This window comes from Pseudobutyrivibrio sp. ACV-2, from assembly GCF_900107545.1.
GTDB lineage: Bacteria > Bacillota > Clostridia > Lachnospirales > Lachnospiraceae > Pseudobutyrivibrio.
The window spans coordinates 271,305-294,718 of record NZ_FNQZ01000002.1; the positions used below are offsets into that span (position 1 = coordinate 271,305).

Sequence of the window (23,414 nt, forward strand, 5' to 3'; positions counted from 1 at the left end):
AATGAAGTATGAAGATTAAAAAGATTTTAAACCACAACGCAGCCCTGGCAGTTGATAGTGCCGGGAATGAAATAGTTTATACTGGTTGCGGCATCTGTTTTCGGAAGAAAGCAGGTGACCCGTTAGACGAAAGCAAAATCGAAAAAACTTTCGTCATGGAAAAACCATGTAGACAATTTGAAAAATTGGTTTCTGAACTTCCATACGAACAAATTCAAGTAGCAGATGAAATTATTAGATATGCATCTGACACACTAAATAGACGTCTCAGCAAAAACATTTATATCACATTAACCGATCACTTAGGTTATGCAATCCAACGAGCCGAAGAAGGCACATTTTTAAAAAACAAACTTCTTTGGGATATTAAAAATTATTACAAAACAGAATTTAAAATCGGATGTCACGCTCTTGAGATTATAAAATCAAAGCTTGGCATTGAACTTCCAGAAGATGAAGCAGGATTTTTCGCACTTCATGTAGTCAATGCTGAATTAGATGGCAACATGCATCATACCGTTGCCACCTCAGAGGTAATAAATGACATTGTAAGCATTGTCAAATACACATTTAAAACTCAGTTGGATGAGGACTCCCTCTCCTTTGAGCGATTTGTAACTCATCTCAAGTATTTCTTACAGCGAGCAGAGCGCAGAGAGTACTACCCTTCGGATAGCCGCGATTTATATTTATCCATGAAGGATAAATTTCCAGCCGCTTTTAAATGCGCCAGTCGCATTAAAAGCTACATGGAATCCAGATACCCAGATGAGATAACAGACGAGGAAATGCTTTACCTAGTAGTTCACATTTCCCGTATCACAGATAGAAGATAAGTAACTGATAATTAGCTAAGGGATAGTTACGGCGTAATAGTCGGCTAAACCCGTACAGAGTCATAGCATGTCTATGGCTCTGTGCGGGTTTTTCTTTTAAGGAGAAAGTAGATGCACGGTAAGTATAGTAAATTAGCTACACTCATTATTGAACATTTAGGCGGAAGCAAAAACATCATCAGTGTAACCCATTGTCTTACTAGATTAAGATTTGCTTTGAAGGATGAACGAAAAGCAGACACCTTTGCATTAAATAATACTGATGGAGTTGTTACCGTCAGACAATCTGGCGGCCAGTATATGCTTGTAATCGGAAGTCATGTTTCAGAAGTATATGACGCCGTAATTGAGGTGGGGCATCTGGAAGATTGTTCAAATTCTCCAGATGAGATACATGCGCAAAGTCATAGTAAACTACATGCATTGTTTAATTATTTCATAAGCGTAATCACCACAGTGTTCACTCCTTTTCTGGGAGTCTTTTGTGCTTGTGGACTTGTAAAAGGGCTGATGTCTCTGCTACTTGCCGTAGATGTTCTTACAGAAACAAGTGGAACCTACATCTTTTTGTATTCCTTGGGAGATTCCATTTTCTATTTTCTCCCTGCGATACTGGGTGTTACCTCTGCTAAAAAATTCAAGCTTCCGGAAATAGAGGGATTGGTTATCGGTTTAGCTTTAGTCTATCCAAATTTAACAGATAAATCCTTTACCGGTGGTTCACTTTTTGGAATACCTGTAATAATGCCCCCCTCCGGCAATTACACTCAATCAGTTATTCCTATCATACTTGCAGTTGCTTTTGCTGCATGGTTTGAAAACAAAATCGTCAAAAAAATTGTACCTGACGCAATACGACAATTTGGAATACCACTTGTTACATTATTTGTAACCTTTTGTTTAACATTATATATAATCGGTCCTCTTTCAAGTGGACTGACTTATGTTTTGTCAGTTCTATTTAACACTATCAATAATATTAGTCCTACCCTTGTCGGTGGATTAGTAGGCTACTTCTGGCAGATACTTGTTATGTTTGGACTGCATTGGTCGCTAGCAGCAGTTGCCCTTACCAACCTGACCACATCTGGGCAGGACACTATACTCGTGGCAATGACTGGTGCCAGCTTTGCATTAGCTGGTTCCTGCATGGGAATTATGATGAAAACAAAAGATCAAAGACTTAAATCCCTAGCACCAGCTGCTATTATTTCAGGCCTTGTTGGTATTACTGAACCAGCTATGTATGGTCTGACACTTCCAAAAAAGGCTCCTTTTTTCAGAGCCTGTATAATCTCGTCAGTTGCAGGAGCAATCCTTTGTTCACTGGGTGTCAAGGCTTATCGCCTTTCAGGTATTGGAATTCTTTCCTATCCTGAATTTGTAAACAGTGATGCAAATGATGTTTCTGGAACAATAATAACCATTTTTGTTACTTTACTTTGCCTTATTGTGGGATGGGTAGTGGAGCTTATCTGTTACCAAGATGAGAAAAAATCTACATCAAAACCCCAAGCTACAGATTTATCTCCTGAATTAACTAATGTAGCACTCCCTATCGAAACCCCTAAACACGAAGTAATTTTTTCTCCTATCATGGGTGCTATCAAACCCCTCACCCAGGTAGCAGATGCCGTGTTCTCATCCCAAGCAATAGGGCAGGGTATTGCCATTGTACCAACTGAGGGGAAGGTTTATTCCCCTGCAAACGGTACAGTGACTGCACTCTTTTCCACTGGTCATGCCATCGGCATCACTACAGACCAGGGAGCAGAGATTATTATCCATATTGGTATGGATACGGTTCAGCTCGACGGAAAAGGATTTACACCTGTTGTTCAACAAGGTGATTCGGTGAGAACTGGAGATCTTCTGATTGAATTTGACATTGATTTTATTAGAGAATCTGGATATTCATTGGATACTCCTGTAGTAATCACCAATTCTGAAACCTACTTGGACATCATTCCTACGGATGTAAACACTGTCACTTACGGCGACGAACTAATTACTCTATTATAATAAGAAGTTTTTCTTTTCACTTCTTAATTATAATCATCTATTTTCTAACCCCAAAAAAGGAGACTCATTTACCCGAGTCTCCTTCTTTCTTTTGGTTATTTAATTTAAATAGTCGTAATTATATCTGCACTCTTGCAGCCCACCACTGCCATCAAATCCTTAGGTGCAAGCTCTATCTGATGCCCTACCTTACCAGCGCTGACAAATATTTTATCATAGCTTTCTGCTGTCTCATGGATAAATGTTGGAAATTGTTTCTTCATTCCAACAGGTGAACATCCTCCATGAACATAGCCTGTGAGCCCTAGCAAATCCTTTTGTTTTATCATAGCAATAGATTTTTCGCCTGCAGCCTTTGCTGCTTTTTTCAAATCAAGCTCTGCCTTTACAGGCACAACAAACACATAATAGCTTCCGCTTTTACCTTGGGTAACAAGTGTCTTAAATACCTTATCAGCGTCCTCACCCAAAATTCCTGCAATTTCCTCACCTGTAAGTGTTGGATCTGCTTCATAAGAGTGACTGGTGTATGTAATCTTTTTTGAATCCAGAACTCGCATTACATTGGTCTTATCATTATTTTTCATGTGATTTACCTCGAAATTATTCTAATATGTATTCCATCATTCTATATTTATTTTTCATACCCATCTTTTCATAAAAGTGTTCAGCTGAGTCGTTTCCGGACCAGACGCTGAGGGTAATCTCATAGCATCCTATTTTTTTAGCTTCTGATTTTACATGCTCAAATAATGCTTCGCCTACGTGCTGGCCTCTGGCGCTTTCGTCCACACATAAATCATCAATATACATCTGCTTGATTTTTACTTTATTTGTGGCATCTTCAGGGGTATCTATTATCTCGCAGATGGCATAGCCTAGAGCATTGTCCTCATCATCTGCTGCAATGTAAATAGGTTTTGCTTCATTGCCAAGCATCTCTTTTACTTCATCGTAATCATATTTAGTTGTTCCGGAAATGAAAATATCTGGTCTGATGTCAGCATGAATCTCAAGCACCTGCTCCAATAAATCTATAATTTTTGTAATATCTTTTTCTTTTGCTCTTCTTATAATCATTTTGTCTATGAACTCTCCTTTTAAATCTATTTACCAATGTGTCTTGTGTTCATCTATTACCTCTGAGGTTTCAAGATTTACCATATAAAATCCTTTAAGACTTGCTTCGGTCTGGCCTAGAGAATTGCCATCCTCGTCTAATGGCTCTGCCTCTAAAACAAGCTCGACGCACTCATTACCGGCGTCATCAGTTTTGATTCCATTATCATAAAGATTGTACTCGTAGGAATCATCCTTGTCTATTGTTCCCATGACTACGCCTTTTGCAGTGTAGCTTAGCTTTACCTCTTTGAAGTCTTCAATCACTCCGTTATCTAACAGATAGTTTGCCAGAGTAATCATGTGGTTCATTATATCTACATCATTTAAAGGCTCTGATGATGCGTCTATTGAGTAATCTTCTTCATCAGAATAATCATAATCGTTGTAATAGTCATCATAATAATCGTAGTCCTCATCTTGAGTATTTGAATATAACAATGCGTTACGGAAACTACTTATATAAATAAATGAAGATAAAACCATTGTAATAACAAAAATAATGGTAGTTACAATTGCTTTTGCTTTGCGGCTTCTATTTCTAGTAATTATAAGTGACAACACTGCTGTGTACATAACTGCGACAGCTAAAGCAGTAAATGTATCCAGCACATTTAGCAAAATACTTGATATGCCATAAGCAGTTAGCATATCTCTATCAAAGCAAATGTACAGGCATGTCATAGAAAACAGCACAAATTCAATTATGGTATAAGGCACCCATTTCGCTGTTACCTTCTTTAATAGGCTCACATCTATAGGGCAATCAGGGCCATCCGCCCAATTTTTAAGGATGTTGTAATCCTGGATTTCACGCCTAAATTTACAGAGCGCCAATGCATTTTTGCACATTTGCTTATCGCCCTTTACAGCTTCCAACCTGGCCATAGCAAGTGCTAAAATATTTCCATATCCCTTAAGCTTTGTTCCTATTATATGGTACAGATATAAATCGTAATAGATTTTCTCCTGTATATCTATCTTACTTGTTTTCTTTCTGATTACAGCAGCTACAAACAGCATCACTGCCAAATATAAGAAAAACCCCGAGCCGATAATTAGGAAATTTATATGCCTCTCAAGATCTAGAGCAAGTATCAGCTTTTGTTTGACATAGTATATACAAACAAAAATATAAGCTATGACATATAAAAGGGCTATCCCATCTGAAAGAAGCAACCTTTTCGCCCATTTTATTCCATCAGAATCCTCTTCTATAGATTCTATATTAAATGCATTTTTATCATAATAATTCATGTCTCATTTCTCCTGGTCGCTATTTTTGAATTTTATACTCAACGCTTTTATTATAGACAATCAGCCACTTTTGGACAAACAAAAAGAGACTCAAAATCTGAGTCTCTAAAATCCTTTCAATAGCAATTCTTTTATGATAATGTCTTTCTAACAACACCCTTGGGATCCTTGATTAGGATAAATACAATCCAGATTACAAGTGCAAGTGCAACTACTGAAAATCCTAAAAATGAATCGTTAATCATATCCTCTAATGCTGGTGTGAAGTATTCAGCTCTGAGCTCTGCGTATTCAAATATAGCATCTACAAGCCACATTAATGACGCACCCCAAAACATGAACATCAACACGTGTAACTGCATATCGTTATTTTTTCTGTTGTACCAAAGTGCTGTTGTGATGACAGCTGCGATTACTGTAATTAATAATGTCATGTCTGCCTCCTACAATGTTGCTTTGTCTGATAAAGGTCTTCTTACAATCATGTCTGCTGTTACGCAAATTCCTATCCATACAACAGTAACAAGAACAGCCATAGAAACACCTACAGTTGCGATTTCATGTAACATCTCAGCAGTGTCCTCTGGATTTGACATAGCTGTTAAAAATGGGAAGAATGGCTGAACCTCTCCGTGCCATACATGCTCAAAAGCAAGTAACACAGAACCTCCCCATAAAAGATTTGAAAGCCACTTAAGCTTTCTAGACATTGGGATTGTTGAGCTACTTTCCTTCTTTTCTACACCCTTCTTTTCCATTGTCTTTTTTACAATTGTTGTAACAATAGCTTCTCCTGCTGGAACTGTAAAACAAGCCATAATTCTTATCCTCCTCTTAATTTTCATTCCAATTTGGAATACCGTAAAATATCATTAGTATTATATCAATAATAGAGTACTGTTAAACTACAGCATAAGCCTTTGATTATTCAAAAATAGATACTTGTCATTCCTGTTTGGAATAGAAAGAGCCCTCTAAGTCAAAACTTGAAGGGCTGATATTTTTAAAACAAATCCAACATACTATCTAAATATATTTCTTCTCGTACAATAAGCTGATACTCAGGTTTTGTCATGTAATGTAGTAGAAACTCCAACACTATAGCACTGCCGAGGCTTCGCCCTTCTATTTTGAAGTTTGAAAATCCCATAGGCATGTAAATGTTTTGTATATCATCTACGCTGATAAAGCCTTGATTTTTCATGGCATCTGAGAATCTGTAGCCTCTGTTGGCCTGAGGTGAAGCACATATATGGTCCTCACATTCCTCCCCAAGACTTTTTCTACTTACATTTTCATAGCAGGCCTTCCTGTCATTGCAACCAAAGGAACAGCATTCATTGCATAGAAATTCTACCTTGTCCTTTTGCGCCTGGGATAGTGCTTCAAGCTTGTCAAATGATTTGTTTAGTCTAAAATCAGGCACTACGTACTTAAACTCATCCCGATTAAGTTCATTTTCAAAATCACCAAAATCTGTCAAAACCTTCGTGGTGGATGAAACAAAATAGAATTCTGGGTAGGTCTTTTTCATGTATTCCAGCAGCAAATCTGAATGAAGAATAACGCCAACTTCTTCTATGCTGCTGTTTTCAAATAGCTTGCATAATCTGTTGCATTTTTTATCTGCAAGATGCTCTTTTCTAAGTAATGAATTACTAAAAGTAAGGCGCGGCGAAATGTTATATTCTTCCATAAGATTAAGAACATCGGTTGGGCTTTCATCACCAAATCCGACTCGACCACCTCCCCACAGACAATCTGCCGGTGCACCGTAGATGGAACCTATCTCACACCAATCATAAAAATATTCTGGATGAGTGCGATATAGCGGAAGAAAGACTTTATAAAATTCGTAGAATTCAAATAATCCTGGCAGATGAAAATATGCTTTCATTTTTATCTTACTATTTTCCATATTATTTCTTTGGAACATCCTGAAGCTCAAATCTATATTTCTGTGTTACTTCCGGATACTTTTCGTGATCCACCTCAGACAAAAACATCTCCTTTGGCCTTACCCAAAGTGAGCCATCATCATAAAGCTTTCTGTATAAAACCATTTCCTCCTGGGTTTCCGAATCTCTGCATACATCCTCCACCAGATAATAGTTTCCCTTAAAATGCTTGTAGATTCTATGTAACTGCAACTCCTGCATTGTATCAGTTCCTTTCAAATATCTTTATTTGCTTCTTTGATTATAGCCAATGTGATTTCCCCAAACAATATAAAAGGCTTTCGAAGACCTCAAATCCTCGAAAGCCTGATAAATCTATTTATGCATCCTTAGAGTGGCGCTCACCAATCTGGAAATCATCACTGTGCTCAAACATATACTTGACAGTGATAGGGTCATCACCTGTAAGTTTTTTGAAGTCATCTGTGAATGTGTCCATCTTGCCCTCACGAATTGCCTGAGCAAATGTAACCATTCCATCTGATGAAAATGGAGCCTCTGAACCCTTCTGGAATACACCATCAGTTGTTCTTGGCACCCCCATGGCATCAAATACCTGGTAGTTTTCCTCGTCTGTAAGTTCCTGATATGTGATATGGTTTCCTGTGGCCTTGTTACCAATCTCAATAAACTCTGTGATTGTCATAAGCTCTGGACCATTGATATCAAGAGTTGCGTGGTCGTATTCAGCACCTCTGTAAAGGGCATAAGCTACTGCCTTTGCACAATCCTTACGGGAGATGTATGCCATCTTGCCATCGCCCTGGCTATTTTTTAATACTCCGTCGCCCTTAACATATGTAAAGTAGTTTGTAATCATAGCTTCTGCATACTGTGAATTGCGAAGGAAAATATGGTCAAGTCCTACTTCCTTGATATAGTTTTCTGTATAAATATGATCCTTCTTTTCTACTGAAGGATTTGTCTCGTCACCTGCATTTACAAGTGAGGTATAAATAATCTGTTTTACCCCAGCTGCCTTTGCCGCATCAACTACGTTCTTCTGAGCATTCTGTCTCTTGGCACCTACGAATGGCATAGAGATAAGCGCTAGTCTTTCAGCACCTGCAAATGCCTCCTCAAGACCTTCATATTCGTTGAAGTTTGCCTGTCGAGTTTCTACACCCTGTGCTGCAAACTTATCAAGGGCCTCTTTGCTATAGCCCACAAAAATAAGATCTTCTTTATTAGCAAGAGTAAGTAATACTCTGGCAGCCTCTGAACCTAAGTTACCATCAACACCTGTTAATAATAATTTCCCCATATTACCTCCTTTGGGATGCCCCTTTAAATTTGAAAAAATAATAGTTAAATTTATATCAAACATCCAATTCACAACCCGACAGACTATTATATAATCTTACAAGTGTCGATTTTATTACCAAATTTTGTTGATTTTATGAAATGTAGATTTGTGTCAACTTTTAAGCAAATTATCCTTTCGCTTTTCATGTCATTACACAACATAAATCCAATATAATCTATATCGTATATGCGAATTATATCCTTAAGATTCTCATAGTTTGCATCGAACTTCCCAAGGATACTCTGATTTATAATCAAATCCATATATATCACAATCAGGAAATAAAGACTTAAATTGTTCTGAAGCAGAGGCTGTGCCACCCTTGCCATGAATGTAAACTAATGCTTTATCTGCCATTATAATAGCCTCCCGTTATCCTCTTTCCAAGGTTTATAAAAATAAAGCATTATAATTGCTACAACCCAAGCACAGATGATTGTGATAAACCCTGTCTCGCTTACATAATACATTTTGTCATCACCATAAGTAATTACACCAAAAACAGCCTGATCATATGCATTATGTGCTGCATGAAGAAATGCTGCAGGCCATACACTTTGACTTTTGATTGTAAGAATTGCAGCAATTATGCTAACTGGAAAAATGCAAAGTACGAATGCAATCAGCCCGCACCATAAAGGCGTACCTTCCATATATCCGCCCCAAATAAGAAGTGGAAAGTGCCACAAACACCAAAACAGTCCTACTATAATAAAAGCTTTAATCACTCCAATACTCTCTAATAGAGCAGGTAGCATAAATCCTCTCCACCCAATTTCTTCTCCTAAGGCAGTAATTAAGGAAATAAATACGCTGATTACTGTATATAGAGCCAAATCCTTTAATACAACTGAAAATGCCACTCCAGTATATCCAAAATTTTCAGGGTGCATTGTCCAATAGATTCTGTATGGAATAAAAATATAAATAAAAGGAATAATGACTCCCATTAGTATATATTTTATATGGCTAAGTCTAATACCTATAAGACTTCTGTGATATTTAAAAGAATATTTTTCTCCATTCTCTTTGATGCTTATAAAAGAAGCAATGATAGCCGATATTGCCGGTATCCACATTAACAGCGCGACTAACCACTCAGAACCACCCAAACAATACAGTGTCTCGCATACTACAGAAAACAGTATAACCATAGCTAAAAAAAATATAACTACCTTTCTGCTATATTTGTTGTCTGTTAAAAAAACTTTACTCATATCTATCTTCTCCACATTGTTAGTAATTTGGTAATTATTGTACATTATTATTCAAAGAATTGCTATTAAGAAAGAGTTTTTGCTTTCTGCTAATTGAGCCAAGAATTTCGACTGCTTAGTATTTTGAATTTGACTTCATCTTTTTATATCTTATTCAATTGATTTACTTAAAACCTGCCCTAATACCTACCTCCTAAATAAAAAAGCATTTGTAAAACAGATAAATCCGTTAATTACAAATGCTTTTCCTAATATATTATCTTCTATTGACTCTTATTGTTTTCTGCTTAACTATTAATTCTTAATCATTTTCTTTTTCATCATGATATGTTCGACCTCTAGCCAAGCTACCTCTGCAAATATCACTATCATAAACATAACGACTTGAAGTACACCGCTACTAACCTGATTCATAAGAACACCAAAGATAAACAGTGAAATAAATAACATGCATCCATAAAGAATAAAATTTCTTCCATGCCTATGATTCCATTCTGTGACACTAGTTAACTCATCTTCGCTTGGTGGTTTTTCTCCAGTGTTAATTGATACTGGCTTTTTACTTTTGTACTGTTGAATCCCCAATATAATAAATATAAGCGAAACAAAAAATGATATTGCTAAATAAATAATTGTACCTGCCATATCTAATTCTCCCATTGGCACACAAACAATTGTTCTCTATAATGCTTTTTAGTGCTACCATTTACGGTAGGCGGTTGGTCCTTCTCTCGGAGGACTGTGACCTCAGTTAATTTAGAGATTCCAATCCCTCTTTGAGGGAAATCTTTACAGAAGGACTTGTGCGTATGCTTACAATCACGGACTTAATCGCAGTCTTAGGACTGCGTGCGACTTTCTATAGTCTTGGTTACGTGCGAGGTAAGCATGATGCCAAGATACAAAAATAACCGCCCGAGCCTGACAAACTGAGCGGTTATTTTCTAATCGTTTTATACTAGGGCTAACCGTCTATCGGTAGCACTCTTTGTATATAAATATTAACATCTATAGCTTATTTCGTCAAATATCATTGATGGGCGTCCCGCCCGCCATCATGTGGACTGATTTTTCACTCCAATATGATGAGGTAAATCCCCATTCGCCGGTGGGCCAGAGCCTTACGGATAATCCTTGTAAATATTTACAGATTTATTTTATCAATCCCTATAACATATTACAACTATATGTTTCTTAATATTAAAGAACAGAACTCTGGCCCTTCGCTAAATCCAGCGATGGGTCGAGTTCTATCTTTACTAAAGAATACCATACAATAGATATTTGTCAAACTATAAAAAAGCCCTCCGAGGAAATCCTCGAAGGGCATAATTTTATAATTTGGGTTGGGCTGTTCGCTCGTTATTACTCGATGATTGTAGCAACACGACCAGAACCTACTGTTCTACCACCCTCACGGATAGCGAATGTAAGACCCTGCTCCATAGCGATTGGGTGGATGAGCTCGATTGTCATCTCTACGTTATCGCCAGGCATGCACATCTCTGTACCTGCTGGAAGCTCGCAAACACCTGTAACGTCTGTTGTTCTGAAGTAGAACTGTGGACGATAGTTGTTGAAGAATGGAGTATGACGTCCACCTTCATCCTTTGTAAGAACGTAAACCTGAGCTGTAAACTTTGTGTGGCATGTTACAGTACCTGGCTTAGCAAGTACCTGTCCACGCTGGATCTGATCACGGTTAACACCACGAAGAAGTGCACCGATGTTATCACCAGCCTGAGCCTCATCAAGAAGCTTACGGAACATCTCGATACCAGTTACAACAGTCTTCTGTGTATCTTCCTTGATACCGATGATTTCAAGTTCGTCGTTAAGGTGAAGAACACCACGCTCTACTCTACCTGTAGCAACAGTACCACGACCTGTGATTGTGAATACGTCCTCTACTGGCATAAGGAATGGCTTGTCTGTCTCACGCTGTGGATCTGGAATATACTCGTCTACTGTAGACATAAGTTCCATGATCTTGTCGCCCCACTCGCCGTTTGGATCTTCAAGAGCCTTAAGAGCTGAACCCTTAATGATTGGGCAATCGTTAAAGTCATACTCTTCAAGCTGCTCTGTAACTTCCATCTCTACGAGTTCGATAAGCTCTTCATCATCAACCATATCGCACTTGTTAAGGAATACTACGATGTAAGGTACACCTACCTGACGAGAAAGAAGGATGTGCTCCTTTGTCTGAGCCATAACACCGTCAGTTGCAGCAACTACAAGGATAGCGCCGTCCATCTGAGCAGCACCAGTGATCATGTTCTTTACATAGTCAGCGTGGCCTGGGCAGTCAACGTGTGCATAGTGTCTCTTCTCTGTCTGATACTCAACGTGAGCTGTAGAGATTGTGATACCTCTTTCTCTCTCTTCTGGAGCCTTATCGATGTTCTCGAAATCTACCTTTGCGTTACCTGCTACTCTCTCAGCAAGTACCTTTGTGATAGCTGCTGTAAGAGTTGTTTTACCGTGGTCAACGTGACCAATTGTACCGATGTTACAGTGTGGTTTGGTTCTGTCAAAATGCTCTTTTGCCATTTTTTAAAATCCTCCTTAAAATAATGCCCACTCTGGGCTATTTAGTTCTAAACTCTCGATATTTCCGATTATAATGGAAATACCGAGATTTTTCAACTATTTAGAATTATTTAGCGTGATTAGAGATAATCTGCTCCTGAACGTTCTTTGGTACTGGCTCATACTTCTCGAAGAACATTGAGTAGTTACCACGTCCCTGTGTTGATGAACGAAGCTCTGTAGAGTATCCGAACATCTCTGCAAGTGGAACAAGTGCTCTAACAATCTTACCGCCGCCGAGATCGTCCATAGACTGAATCTGACCACGCTTTGCGTTAAGAGATCCGATTACATCACCCATGTATTCCTCAGGCATAGTTACTTCAACCTTCATGATAGGCTCAAGAAGAACTGGAGCTGCCTTAGCCATAGCTTCCTTGAAGCACATTGAACCAGCAATGTGGAATGCCATTTCTGATGAATCGACTTCATGGTATGAACCATCGTAAACGTCTGCTTCAATACCAAGTACAGGGAATCCGCAAAGGATACCAGCCTTAGCTGCTTCCTCGATACCCTCACCAACAGATGGGATGTATTCCTTAGGAATAGCACCACCAACTACTGAAGACTTAAATCTAAATGTCTCTTCAGCGTTAGCATCCATTGGAGTAAATCTAACCTTACAGTGACCGTACTGTCCACGACCACCTGACTGCTTAGCATATTTGTATTCCTGATCAACAGGCTTTGTAAAGGTTTCCTTGTATGCAACCTGAGGTGCACCTACGTTAGCCTCAACCTTGAACTCTCTAAGAAGACGATCAACAATGATCTCAAGGTGAAGCTCACCCATACCAGCGATGATAGTCTGGCCTGTCTCCTGATCAGTATGCTGACGGAATGTAGGATCCTCTTCAGCAAGCTTTGCAAGAGCTTCGCCCATCTTCTGCTGTCCAGCCTTAGTCTTAGGCTCGATAGCAAGCTCGATAACTGGCTCTGGGAATTCCATAGACTCAAGAATTACTGGATGCTGCTCATCGCAGATTGTATCACCAGTTGTTGTAAACTTAAGACCTACAACAGCTGCGATATCACCAGAGTAAACCTTGTCTAACTCTGAACGCTTGTTAGCGTGCATCTGAAGGATACGACCTACACGCTCCTTCTTATCCTTTGTAGCATTGAGGCAGTATGAACCTGAGTTCAATGTACCTGAATATACACGGATGAATGCGAGCTTTCCAACGAATGGATCAGCCATAATCTTGAATGCTAATGCTGCGAATGGCTCGTCATCAGAAGAGTGCTTCTCAATTGGGTTGCCATCTAAGTCTGTACCCTGGATAGCTGGTACGTCTGTAGGAGCTGGCATATACTCAAGGATTGCATCAAGAAGCTTCTGAACACCCTTGTTTCTATAAGCAGAACCACAGCATACTGGGATAGCCTTACACTCGCAAGTTGCCTTACGAAGTGCAGCCTTAAGCTCTTCAACTGAAGGCTCTTCACCCTCAAGATAAGCCATCATAAGATCATCATCTAACTCACAGATCTTCTCAACGAGCTCTGTGTGATAAAGTTCAGCATCATCAGCCATATCAGCTGGGATATCTGTGATAGAAATATCATCACCCTTATCATCGTTATAGATGTATGCCTTCATCTCGAAAAGATCGATGATTCCCTTGAAATCATCTTCCTTACCGATTGGAAGCTGAAGAACGATAGCGTTCTTCTTAAGTCTGTCACGAATCTGATCAACAGCTCCGTAGAAGTTTGCACCAAGGATATCCATCTTATTGATGAAAGCCATTCTTGGTACGTTATATGTGTCAGCCTGTCTCCAAACATTCTCTGACTGTGGCTCAACGCCACCCTTTGCACAGAAGACACCAACGGCGCCATCAAGTACACGAAGGGAACGCTCAACCTCAACAGTAAAGTCTACGTGGCCTGGTGTATCAATGATGTTGATACGGTGCTCAAGAGCACCCTTCTTAGGCTTGCAGTTTTCCTGCTCAGTCCAGTGACATGTTGTAGCAGCTGAAGTGATTGTGATACCTCTCTCAGCTTCCTGCTCCATCCAGTCCATGGTTGCAGTACCTTCGTGAGTATCACCAATCTTGTAGTTAACACCAGTATAGTAAAGAATACGCTCTGTAAGTGTAGTCTTTCCGGCATCGATATGAGCCATAATACCAATATTTCTGGTACGCTCAAGTGGATATTCTCTTCCTGCCACTGTTTGTCCCTCCTATTAGAATCTGTAATGAGCAAATGCCTTGTTAGCTTCTGCCATTCTATGCATTTCTTCTTTTCTCTTAACAGCTGAACCTGTGTTGCCAGCTGCATCCATGATCTCGTTTGCAAGACGCTCTTCCATTGTCTTCTCAGTACGGTTACGTGAGAACATTGTGAGCCATCTAAGGCCGAGGGCCTGACGACGATCTGGTCTAACCTCGATAGGTACCTGATATGTAGCACCACCGATACGTCTAGCCTTTACTTCAAGTACAGGCATAACGTTGTTCATTGCTTCTTCGAAAACCTCAAGTGCTGGCTTTCCAGTCTTTTCTGCGACTTTGTCAAATGCACCATATACAATCTTCTGTGCTACACCCTTCTTACCATCAAGCATGATGTTGTTGATAAGCTTTGTAACGACCTTGCTATTGTATATAGGATCTGCCAAAACGTCTCTCTTTTGAGTATGTCCTTTTCTTGGCACGATACTTCCCTCCTTAACTAATATTTGTTAGATCAACGGTACTCACATTAAAACTCATGTGTTCATGCGCTATTAATTCTATAGAGAAAAAATAACAACATTAACCAAAGTGCATGTGAATTACAATAATTTACCTAAGCTATTTTATTTAGCGTCCTTAGGTCTCTTAGCGCCGTACTTTGAACGTCCCTGCTTGCGGTTAGCAACGCCGGCTGTATCAAGTGTACCTCTGATTACGTGATAACGTGTACCTGGTAAATCCTTAACACGACCACCACGAATCAAAACAACGCTATGCTCCTGAAGATTGTGACCTTCGCCTGGAATGTATGAAGTTACTTCGATTCCGTTTGAAAGACGAACTCTGGCAATCTTACGAAGAGCTGAGTTAGGCTTCTTAGGTGTAGCTGTCTTAACAGCTGTACAAACACCACGCTTCTGTGGAGAAGAAGTGTTTGTAGGCTTCTTCTGAAGAGAGTTGTAACCTCTCTGAAGTGCTGGTGCTGTAGACTTCTTTACAGATGTCTGACGACCTTTTCTAACTAGCTGGTTGAATGTTGGCATTCTTTTTTACCTCCTAATTTATTCTTAACATGCTAATGGTTGAAATAACCATGTTTGCGCATGCTAGAACATTATATTTCCTTAATTTCATTATGTCAAGCGAAAATATTACTAGTTTTCTCGTTTCACATACTCTTCACAGAATTTTTAGACTTCTTAAAAAAACAAGGACCAGATTTCTCCAGTCCTTGTCTTTAAGTCTATATTTTACTCATCAACTTCAACTAATTCCTCTGTAGGAGCAGCTGATTTTCCTTCGTAGTCTTCAATATATTCCTCATATGTATCTAACATCTGCAATTCAGCATCTGTAGAAAGTGGAATATTTGAGTATCTCTTCATACCAGTACCAGCTGGGATTAAGCGACCGATGATAACGTTCTCTTTAAGTCCGTTAAGTGGATCAACCTTGCCCTTGATAGCTGCGTCTGTAAGTACCTTTGTTGTTTCCTGGAAGGAAGCAGCTGAAAGGAATGAGTTTGTAGCAAGAGCTGCCTTTGTGATACCAAGGAGTTCCTGAGTACCTGTTGCAATTTCCTTGCCTTCAGCCTCCATCTGCTCATTTGCTTCTTCGAAATCAAGCCAATCAACAAGTGAACCAGGCATGAATCCTGTATCACCAGCCTCGTCGATTCTGATTCTCTTAAGCATCTGACGACAAAGTACTTCAATATGCTTATCGTTGATATCAACACCCTGTAAACGGTAAACACGCTGTACTTCACGGATAAGGTAATCCTGAACAGCTGCCTTACCCTTGATAGTAAGGATATCGTGTGGGTTTACAGAACCTTCTGTAAGTTCATCACCTGCTTCGATTTCCTGTCCTGAAAGAACTTTGATACGTGATCCGTAAGGGATAAGGTATTTCTCAACATCTCCTGTTGAAGGATTAGTTACAACAACCTCTCTCTTCTTTGTCTTAGAGTCTTCTTCGATTGAAACAGTACCAGCAATCTCTGAAATAATTGCAAGACCCTTTGGCTTTCTAGCCTCGAAAAGCTCCTCGACACGAGGAAGACCTTGTGTAATATCGTTACCAGCAACACCACCGGTATGGAAAGTTCTCATAGTAAGCTGTGTACCAGGCTCACCGATTGACTGAGCAGCGATGATACCGATTGCTTCACCAACCTGAACAGCACGACCTGATGCCATGTTAGCGCCGTAGCACTTAGCACAAACACCGACATGCGAACGACAGTTAAGTACGTTTCTGATCTTAACCTTCTTAATTGGGTTGCCCTTTTCATCAACACCACGGTCAATGATAGCAGCTGCACGCTTAGGTGTAATCATGTGGTTAGCCTTAACAATCATCTCGCCCTTAGCATCATAGATTGAGTAGCATGAGAATCTACCTGTGATACGATCCTTAAGTGACTCGATTTCTTCCTTACCATCCATAAATGCGTATACCCACATACCTGGAATTTCACGGTTTGTTCCAGCCACACAGTCAGACTCACGAATAATAAGTTCCTGAGCAACGTCAACCATTCGACGTGTCAAGTATCCTGAATCGGCTGTACGAAGAGCTGTATCAGAAAGACCCTTACGAGCACCATGAGCTGACATGAAGTACTCAAGTACGTCAAGACCTTCACGGAAGTTTGACTTGATTGGAAGCTCGATAGTCTTACCTGTTGTATCAGCCATCAAACCACGCATACCTGCAAGCTGTTTAATCTGCTTTTCAGAACCACGGGCACCTGAGTCAGCCATCATGAAGATGTTGTTGTACTTATCAAGACCATCAAGAAGGTCTCTAGTAAGCTGATCATCAGTCTCTTTCCAAGTATCAACTACTTCACGATAACGCTCTTCTTCTGTGATAAGACCACGCTTGTACTGACGTGTAATCTTATCTACTGTCTCTTCAGCCTGTGAGATTAACTCTGGCTTCTGAGGTGGAACTGTCATATCTGAAATTGAAACTGTCATGGCAGCAATTGTTGAGTAGTGGTAACCCATAGCCTTGATATCATCAAGAACCTCTGCTGTCTTTGTAGCTCCATGTGTATTAATAACTTTTTCAAGAATCTGCTTTAACTGCTTCTTACCAACGTGGAAGTCAACCTCTGGTACAAGCTCATTCTCAGGATTTGTACGATCAACATATCCTAGATCCTGTGGAATAATCTCATTAAAGAGAAGTCTACCAAGTGTTGATGAAACAGTACCTGTCTTTGTTGTACCATCGGCTAATGTCTTTGTAACACGAACAGTGATACGAGCATGCATTGTAAGAGCCTTGTTCTCGTATGCAAGGATTGCTTCGTTAAGGTTCTTAAATGCTGTACCTTCACCAAGCTCTTCACGTGAATCGCCTACTGTAGTACCACGCTCCTGTGTAAGGTAGTAGATACCAAGTACCATATCCTGTGAAGGAACGGCAACAGGACCACCATCTGAAGGCTTAAGTAAGTTGTTAGGTGAGAGAAGCATAAATCTACACTCAGCCTGAGCCTCCTGAGTAAGTGGAAGGTGAACAGCCATCTGGTCACCGTCGAAATCGGCGTTGAAAGCTGTACATACAAGTGGATGGAGCTTGATAGCTCTACCTTCTACAAGGATAGGCTCGAATGCCTGAATACCAAGTCTGTGAAGTGTAGGAGCACGGTTAAGCATAACAGGATGCTCTTTGATGACATCTTCAAGGATGTCCCAAACCTCTGGCTCAAACTTCTCTACCATCTTTTTAGCATATTTAATGTTGTGGGCCATGCCATTGCCAACAAGCTCCTTCATAACGAAAGGCTTGAAGAGCTCAAGTGCCATCTCCTTTGGAAGACCACACTGGTAAATCTTAAGCTCTGGTCCAACGACGATAACTGAACGTCCTGAGTAGTCAACACGCTTACCAAGAAGGTTCTGTCTGAATCGTCCTGACTTACCCTTAAGCATGTCTGAAAGTGACTTAAGAGGTCTGTTACCAGGACCTGTAACAGGACGACCACGTCTACCGTTATCGATAAGAGCATCAACAGCTTCCTGAAGCATACGCTTTTCGTTACGTACGATGATATCAGGAGCACCAAGCTCTAATAATCTACGAAGACGGTTATTTCTATTAATGATACGACGATATAAATCGTTCAAATCTGATGTTGCAAAACGGCCACCATCAAGCTGAACCATAGGACGAAGATCTGGTGGAATAACAGGGATAACTGTCATAATCATCCACTCAGGTTTGTTTCCTGACTCGCGGAATGCCTCAACAACCTCAAGTCTCTTAATGATACGTGAACGCTTCTGGCCTGTAGCGTTATCTAATTCAATCTGAAGTCTAGTAGCTTCTTCATCAAGATCGATATCTCTAAGAAGCTCCTGAATAGCTTCAGCACCCATTCCTACTCTAAAGCTGCTACCATACTGCTCTCTAGCCTCCTGGTATTCAGCCTCTGTAAGAACCTGCTTGTACATAAGAGCAGTCTCACCTGCATCAAGTACAATGTATGATGCAAAGTAGAGAACCTTCTCTAATGTCTTTGGTGAAAGATCAAGAATAAGTCCCATACGTGAAGGGATACCCTTGAAATACCAAATATGTGAAACTGGGGCAGCAAGCTCAATGTGTCCCATACGTTCACGACGAACTGATGCCTTTGTGATTTCAACACCACAACGATCACATACTACACCCTTATAACGAATCTTTTTGTACTTACCACAGTGACATTCCCAGTCCTTGCTTGGTCCAAAAATCTTTTCGCAGAAAAGACCATCCTTTTCAGGCTTCAGTGTACGATAATTGATTGTCTCAGGCTTTTTAACCTCGCCGCGAGACCACTGTCTGATCTTCTCAGGTGATGCCAATCCAATCTGTATTGCGTCAAAAGCTATTGGTTGATATGTCGCTTCTTTATTCTCTGGCATTTTGTAGCTCCCTTCCTAATTATTCCTCATCAAAATCTTCTGGTATATCAGAAAAGTCATCGTCATCCTCAGCGAATGGCTCATCATCTTCTACGTCCTCGAGGTCACCCTCTTCGTTAAGCTTCTTCATTCCGAAGCCGGCCTGTGCAAATGAGTTGTCATCTTCGAATGCGAAATTTCTATCGCTTCCAGCGATAATTGCGTTGAGGTCTGTATTGCCGTATTCACTTGTTTCCATGAGTTCCACTTCTTCACGATTTTCATCGAGAACGCGAACATCAAGACCAAGTGATTGTAATTCCTTAAGTAATACCTTGAATGACTCAGGGATACCTGGTTCAGGGATATTTTCACCCTTAATAATAGCCTCGTATGTCTTTACACGACCGATTACATCATCGGACTTCATTGTAAGGATCTCCTGAAGTGTATATGAAGCACCATAAGCCTCAAGAGCCCAAACTTCCATTTCTCCGAAACGCTGTCCACCGAACTGCGCTTTACCACCAAGTGGCTGCTGTGTAACAAGTGAGTAAGGACCAGTTGAACGAGCATGGATCTTATCGTCAACAAGGTGATGGAGTTTCAGGTAATGCATGTGACCGATTGTAACAGGACCATCAAATGGCTCGCCTGTACGTCCGTCGCGAAGCTGAACCTTACCATCTCTAGAAATAGGAACACCCTTCCAAAGAGCTCTGTGAGCACGGTTTGTTGAGAGGTAATCCATTACATCGTCACGAAGGATATCTACGTACTTGTCGTAGAATGTCTCCTCACCGTTTTCAGCCTCTTCCTTGTCAAATGGCATATTTACATAGTCATTTGCAAGCTCAAGTGTATCCTGAATATCAATTTCTTTTGCACCATCGAATACTGGTGTTTCAATGTCAAAGCCAAGAGCCTTTGCAGCAAGTGAAAGGTGAATCTCAAGGACCTGACCAATGTTCATACGCGAAGGTACGCCCAATGGGTTAAGTACGATATCAAGTGGACGACCATTTGGAAGGTATGGCATATCTTCTACTGGAAGTACGCGGGAAACTACACCCTTGTTACCGTGACGACCAGCCATCTTATCACCTACACCGATTTTTCTCTTCTGAGCGATGTAGATACGTACTGATTTATTAACACCTGGAGAAAGCTCATCGCCATTCTCACGAGTAAATACCTTTGCATCAACAACGATACCATATGCACCGTGTGGTACACGAAGTGAAGTATCACGAACCTCTCTTGCCTTCTCACCGAAGATTGCAAGAAGAAGTCGTTCTTCTGGAGTACGCTCTGTCTCTCCCTTTGGTGTAACCTTACCAACAAGGATATCACCAGCACGAACCTCAGCACCGATACGGATAATACCGCTCTCATCAAGATCCTTAAGAGCTTCATCACCAACACCAGCTACATCACGAGTGATTTCTTCTGGTCCAAGCTTTGTATCACGAGCATCGATTTCGTACTCTTCAATGTGGATAGATGTATAAACATCATCCTGAACGAGGCGCTCTGAAAGAAGAACAGCATCCTCGTAATTGTAACCTTCCCATGTCATGAATCCGATAAGTGGGTTCTTTCCAAGGGCAAGCTCACCATTCTTTGTAGAAGGTCCATCAGCGATAACCTCGCCTGCTTCTACATGATCGCCCTTGAATACGATAGGGCGCTGATTATAGCAGTTAGACTGGTTAGAACGTGTGAACTTGAAGAGTGTGTACTCATCTCTTGTTCCGTCCTCATCAGCCTTAACAATAATTCTGTTTGTTTCAGACATCTCAACGATACCTGCACGCTTTGCAACTACGCAGACACCTGAATCGACTGCTGTCTTAGGTTCCATACCTGTACCAACAACTGGTGCTTCTGTAGTAAGAAGAGGAACGGCCTGACGCTGCATGTTTGAACCCATGAGGGCACGAGTAGGGTCATCGTTCTGAAGGAATGGAATAGAAGCAGTAGCAACTGAGAATACCATCTTTGGAGATACGTCCATGTAATCAAACATAGTCTTATCGTACTCCTGTGTCTCCTCGCGGAAACGACCAGATACGTTCTTTCTCATGAAATGGCCTTCTTCGTCAAGCTTGACGTTAGCCTGTGCTACATGGTAGTTATCCTCTTCGTCAGCTGTCATATAAATAACTTTGTCTGTTACGCGAGGATTCTGTGGGTCGGATTTGTCAATCCATCTGTATGGCGCCTCAACGAAACCATACTCATTGATGCGAGCATAGCTTGCAAGTGAGTTGATAAGACCGATGTTAGGTCCTTCAGGAGTCTCGATAGGGCACATACGTCCATAGTGTGAATAGTGAACGTCTCGAACCTCGAATCCGGCACGATCTCTTGAAAGACCACCAGGACCAAGAGCTGAAAGACGTCTCTTATGTGTCAACTCTGAAAGAGGGTTATTCTGATCCATGAACTGTGACAACTGTGATGAACCAAAGAATTCTTTGATTGCAGCTGTTACAGGCTTAATGTTGATAAGGTTCTGTGGAGAGATATCCTCAAGGTCACGAGTAGTCATACGCTCACGTACAACCTTCTCAAGACGTGATAAACCAATTCTGTACTGGTTCTGAAGAAGCTCACCAACGGCACGAATACGACGGTTTCCAAGGTGATCGATATCATCTTCCTTACCAATACCATACTCAAGGTGCATATTGTAGTTGATAGATGCGAACACATCTTCAACAGTGATATGCTTTGGAATAAGGTCTGCTACAGATCTCTCGATAGCATCTTCGATGTCTTCCTTTGTAGAGTTCTCTGCAAGAATTCTCTCAAGAACTGGATAGTAAACAAGTTCATTAATACCAAGAGCCTTAGCATCACAGTCTACAAACTTTGTGATGTCTACCATCATGTTTGAGAGAACCTTTACATTACGAGTCTCAGTCTGAATGAATACATGAGTAACAGCAGCGTTCTGGATGTCCTCTGCCATCTCAAGTGTAATCTTGTCGCCAGCCTTAGCGATGATTTCACCAGTAGTTGTATCTACAACATCCTCTGCTAAAACGTGACCTGTAATACGGTTCTTAAGCATAAGCTTTTTGTTGAACTTGTAACGACCAACCTTTGCAAGGTCGTAACGTCTAGGGTCGAAGAACATACCATTGATAAGGTTCTCAGCGCTATCCTTTGCAAGAGGCTCACCTGGACGAAGTCTACGATAGAGCTCTAAAAGACCGCCTTCGTAGCTACCCTGTGGGTTCTTTTCTGTGATAGCTGGATCCTTTGCAAATGTAGCAAGAATCTTTGGCTCCTCGCCAAATACATCGATAATTTCCTGGTTTGTTCCGAGACCAAGAGCACGGATAAGTACGGTAACAGGCACCTTTCTGTTACGGTCTACACGAACATAGAAAACGTCATTGGAATCTGTTTCATATTCAAGCCATGCACCACGATTAGGGATTACAGTACAAGAGTATAGCTCCTTACCGATTTTATCGTGACCAATAGCATAGTAAATACCTGGTGAACGAACAAGCTGAGATACGATAACACGCTCCGCTCCATTGATAACGAATGTGCCTGTATCTGTCATAAGTGGTAAATCACCCATGAAGATCTCGTGCTCCTGCATATCGCCGGACTCCTTGTTAACAAGGCGCACTTTGACCTTTAATGGTGCTGCGTATGTTGCATCTCTTTCCTTGCACTGTGGAATGTTGTATTTCACCTCATCCTTGCACAGCTGAAAGTCAACAAAATGCAATTCAAGCTGGTTACCCCTGTCCTGAATAGGAGAGATATCTGCAAATGCTTCTTTTAATCCGTCCTTAACGAACCAGTCGTAACTGTCCTTCTGGACCTCGATTAAATTAGGCATTTCAAGTACCTCTTTTTGTCTCGAGTAACTCATACGCAAGTTCTTTCCAGCTTTCACTGGACGTATTCTGTTTTTCTCCATTGACGTTCCACCTCTCATAATATTTTTAATTTGGATATAACTTTCAATAAAAATGTAGCAAA

At 40.6% G+C, this 23,414-nt stretch carries 19 protein-coding genes; 2 read left to right on the plus strand and 17 right to left on the minus strand.

Features of this window, described 5'->3' with window-relative positions; translation table 11 throughout:
• Positions 1–8 precede the first annotated feature (8 nt).
• Together licT and BLV53_RS03885 are read left to right on the plus strand one after the other, a co-directional pair.
• A complete protein-coding gene (gene licT, locus BLV53_RS03880) occupies positions 9–836 on the plus strand; it encodes a BglG family transcription antiterminator LicT (RefSeq protein ID WP_090297326.1) in 828 nt (275 codons plus the stop codon).
• A gap of 111 nt (positions 837–947) precedes the next feature.
• Entirely contained in the window at positions 948–2,858 is a 1,911-nt protein-coding gene (locus BLV53_RS03885) for a beta-glucoside-specific PTS transporter subunit IIABC (protein WP_090297329.1), read from the plus strand.
• A 104-nt stretch (positions 2,859–2,962) separates the two neighbouring features.
• Here the strand turns inward: BLV53_RS03885 and ybaK are convergent, their stop codons facing one another.
• The 17 genes from ybaK to rpoB all read right to left on the minus strand — a co-directional run bounded on the left by ybaK (position 2,963) and on the right by rpoB (position 23,352).
• Complete coding sequence (gene ybaK / locus BLV53_RS03890; RefSeq protein WP_090297332.1) at positions 2,963–3,445, minus strand: Cys-tRNA(Pro) deacylase; 483 nt, start codon at positions 3,443–3,445, stop codon at positions 2,963–2,965.
• A gap of 16 nt (positions 3,446–3,461) precedes the next feature.
• On the minus strand, positions 3,462–3,938 hold the full coding sequence (locus BLV53_RS03895; protein WP_090297335.1) for a GNAT family N-acetyltransferase: 477 nt from the start codon (positions 3,936–3,938) through the stop codon (positions 3,462–3,464).
• Positions 3,939–3,968: 30 nt separating this feature from the next.
• Positions 3,969–5,234: a hypothetical protein gene (locus BLV53_RS03900; protein WP_090297338.1), complete on the minus strand. Its 1,266-nt coding sequence runs from the start codon at positions 5,232–5,234 to the stop codon at positions 3,969–3,971.
• Positions 5,235–5,365: 131 nt separating this feature from the next.
• Positions 5,366–5,668, minus strand: coding sequence for a hypothetical protein (locus BLV53_RS03905; protein ID WP_090297340.1), 303 nt, complete (start codon positions 5,666–5,668; stop codon positions 5,366–5,368).
• Positions 5,669–5,677: 9 nt separating this feature from the next.
• Positions 5,678–6,052: a hypothetical protein gene (locus BLV53_RS03910; protein WP_090297343.1), complete on the minus strand. Its 375-nt coding sequence runs from the start codon at positions 6,050–6,052 to the stop codon at positions 5,678–5,680.
• A gap of 185 nt (positions 6,053–6,237) precedes the next feature.
• A complete protein-coding gene (locus BLV53_RS03915; RefSeq protein WP_242879029.1) occupies positions 6,238–7,152 on the minus strand; it encodes a hypothetical protein in 915 nt (304 codons plus the stop codon).
• 1 nt (position 7,153) lies between these two features.
• Complete coding sequence (locus BLV53_RS03920) at positions 7,154–7,411, minus strand: DUF1653 domain-containing protein (protein WP_242879030.1); 258 nt, start codon at positions 7,409–7,411, stop codon at positions 7,154–7,156.
• Between the two features lie 100 nt (positions 7,412–7,511).
• Positions 7,512–8,456: an NmrA family NAD(P)-binding protein gene (locus BLV53_RS03925; protein ID WP_090297347.1), complete on the minus strand. Its 945-nt coding sequence runs from the start codon at positions 8,454–8,456 to the stop codon at positions 7,512–7,514.
• Positions 8,457–8,708: 252 nt separating this feature from the next.
• On the minus strand, positions 8,709–8,855 hold the full coding sequence (locus BLV53_RS03930; protein ID WP_207646215.1) for a hypothetical protein: 147 nt from the start codon (positions 8,853–8,855) through the stop codon (positions 8,709–8,711).
• A complete protein-coding gene (locus BLV53_RS03935; protein WP_170830744.1) occupies positions 8,855–9,715 on the minus strand; it encodes a CPBP family intramembrane glutamic endopeptidase in 861 nt (286 codons plus the stop codon). The genes BLV53_RS03930 and BLV53_RS03935 overlap by 1 nt, the downstream gene beginning before the upstream one ends.
• Positions 9,716–10,009: 294 nt before the next feature.
• On the minus strand, positions 10,010–10,360 hold the full coding sequence (locus BLV53_RS03940; protein ID WP_090297352.1) for a hypothetical protein: 351 nt from the start codon (positions 10,358–10,360) through the stop codon (positions 10,010–10,012).
• A 720-nt stretch (positions 10,361–11,080) separates the two neighbouring features.
• Complete coding sequence (gene tuf, locus BLV53_RS03945; RefSeq protein WP_090297354.1) at positions 11,081–12,268, minus strand: elongation factor Tu; 1,188 nt, start codon at positions 12,266–12,268, stop codon at positions 11,081–11,083.
• 106 nt (positions 12,269–12,374) lie between these two features.
• Positions 12,375–14,492, minus strand: a complete 2,118-nt coding sequence (gene fusA / locus BLV53_RS03950) for an elongation factor G (protein ID WP_090297357.1) — start codon at positions 14,490–14,492, stop codon at positions 12,375–12,377.
• Positions 14,493–14,507: 15 nt separating this feature from the next.
• Positions 14,508–14,978, minus strand: a complete 471-nt coding sequence (rpsG, locus tag BLV53_RS03955; protein ID WP_170830745.1) for a 30S ribosomal protein S7 — start codon at positions 14,976–14,978, stop codon at positions 14,508–14,510.
• Positions 14,979–15,122: 144 nt separating this feature from the next.
• Positions 15,123–15,542: a 30S ribosomal protein S12 gene (gene rpsL, locus BLV53_RS03960; RefSeq protein WP_015548550.1), complete on the minus strand. Its 420-nt coding sequence runs from the start codon at positions 15,540–15,542 to the stop codon at positions 15,123–15,125.
• Between the two features lie 207 nt (positions 15,543–15,749).
• Complete coding sequence (rpoC, locus tag BLV53_RS03965) at positions 15,750–19,424, minus strand: DNA-directed RNA polymerase subunit beta' (RefSeq protein WP_090297362.1); 3,675 nt, start codon at positions 19,422–19,424, stop codon at positions 15,750–15,752.
• Between the two features lie 19 nt (positions 19,425–19,443).
• Positions 19,444–23,352 carry a DNA-directed RNA polymerase subunit beta gene (rpoB, locus tag BLV53_RS03970; RefSeq protein WP_090297364.1) on the minus strand — a complete coding sequence of 1,303 codons (3,909 nt, stop codon included), beginning with the start codon at positions 23,350–23,352 and terminating at the stop codon, positions 19,444–19,446.
• Between the last annotated feature and the right edge of the window lie 62 nt (positions 23,353–23,414).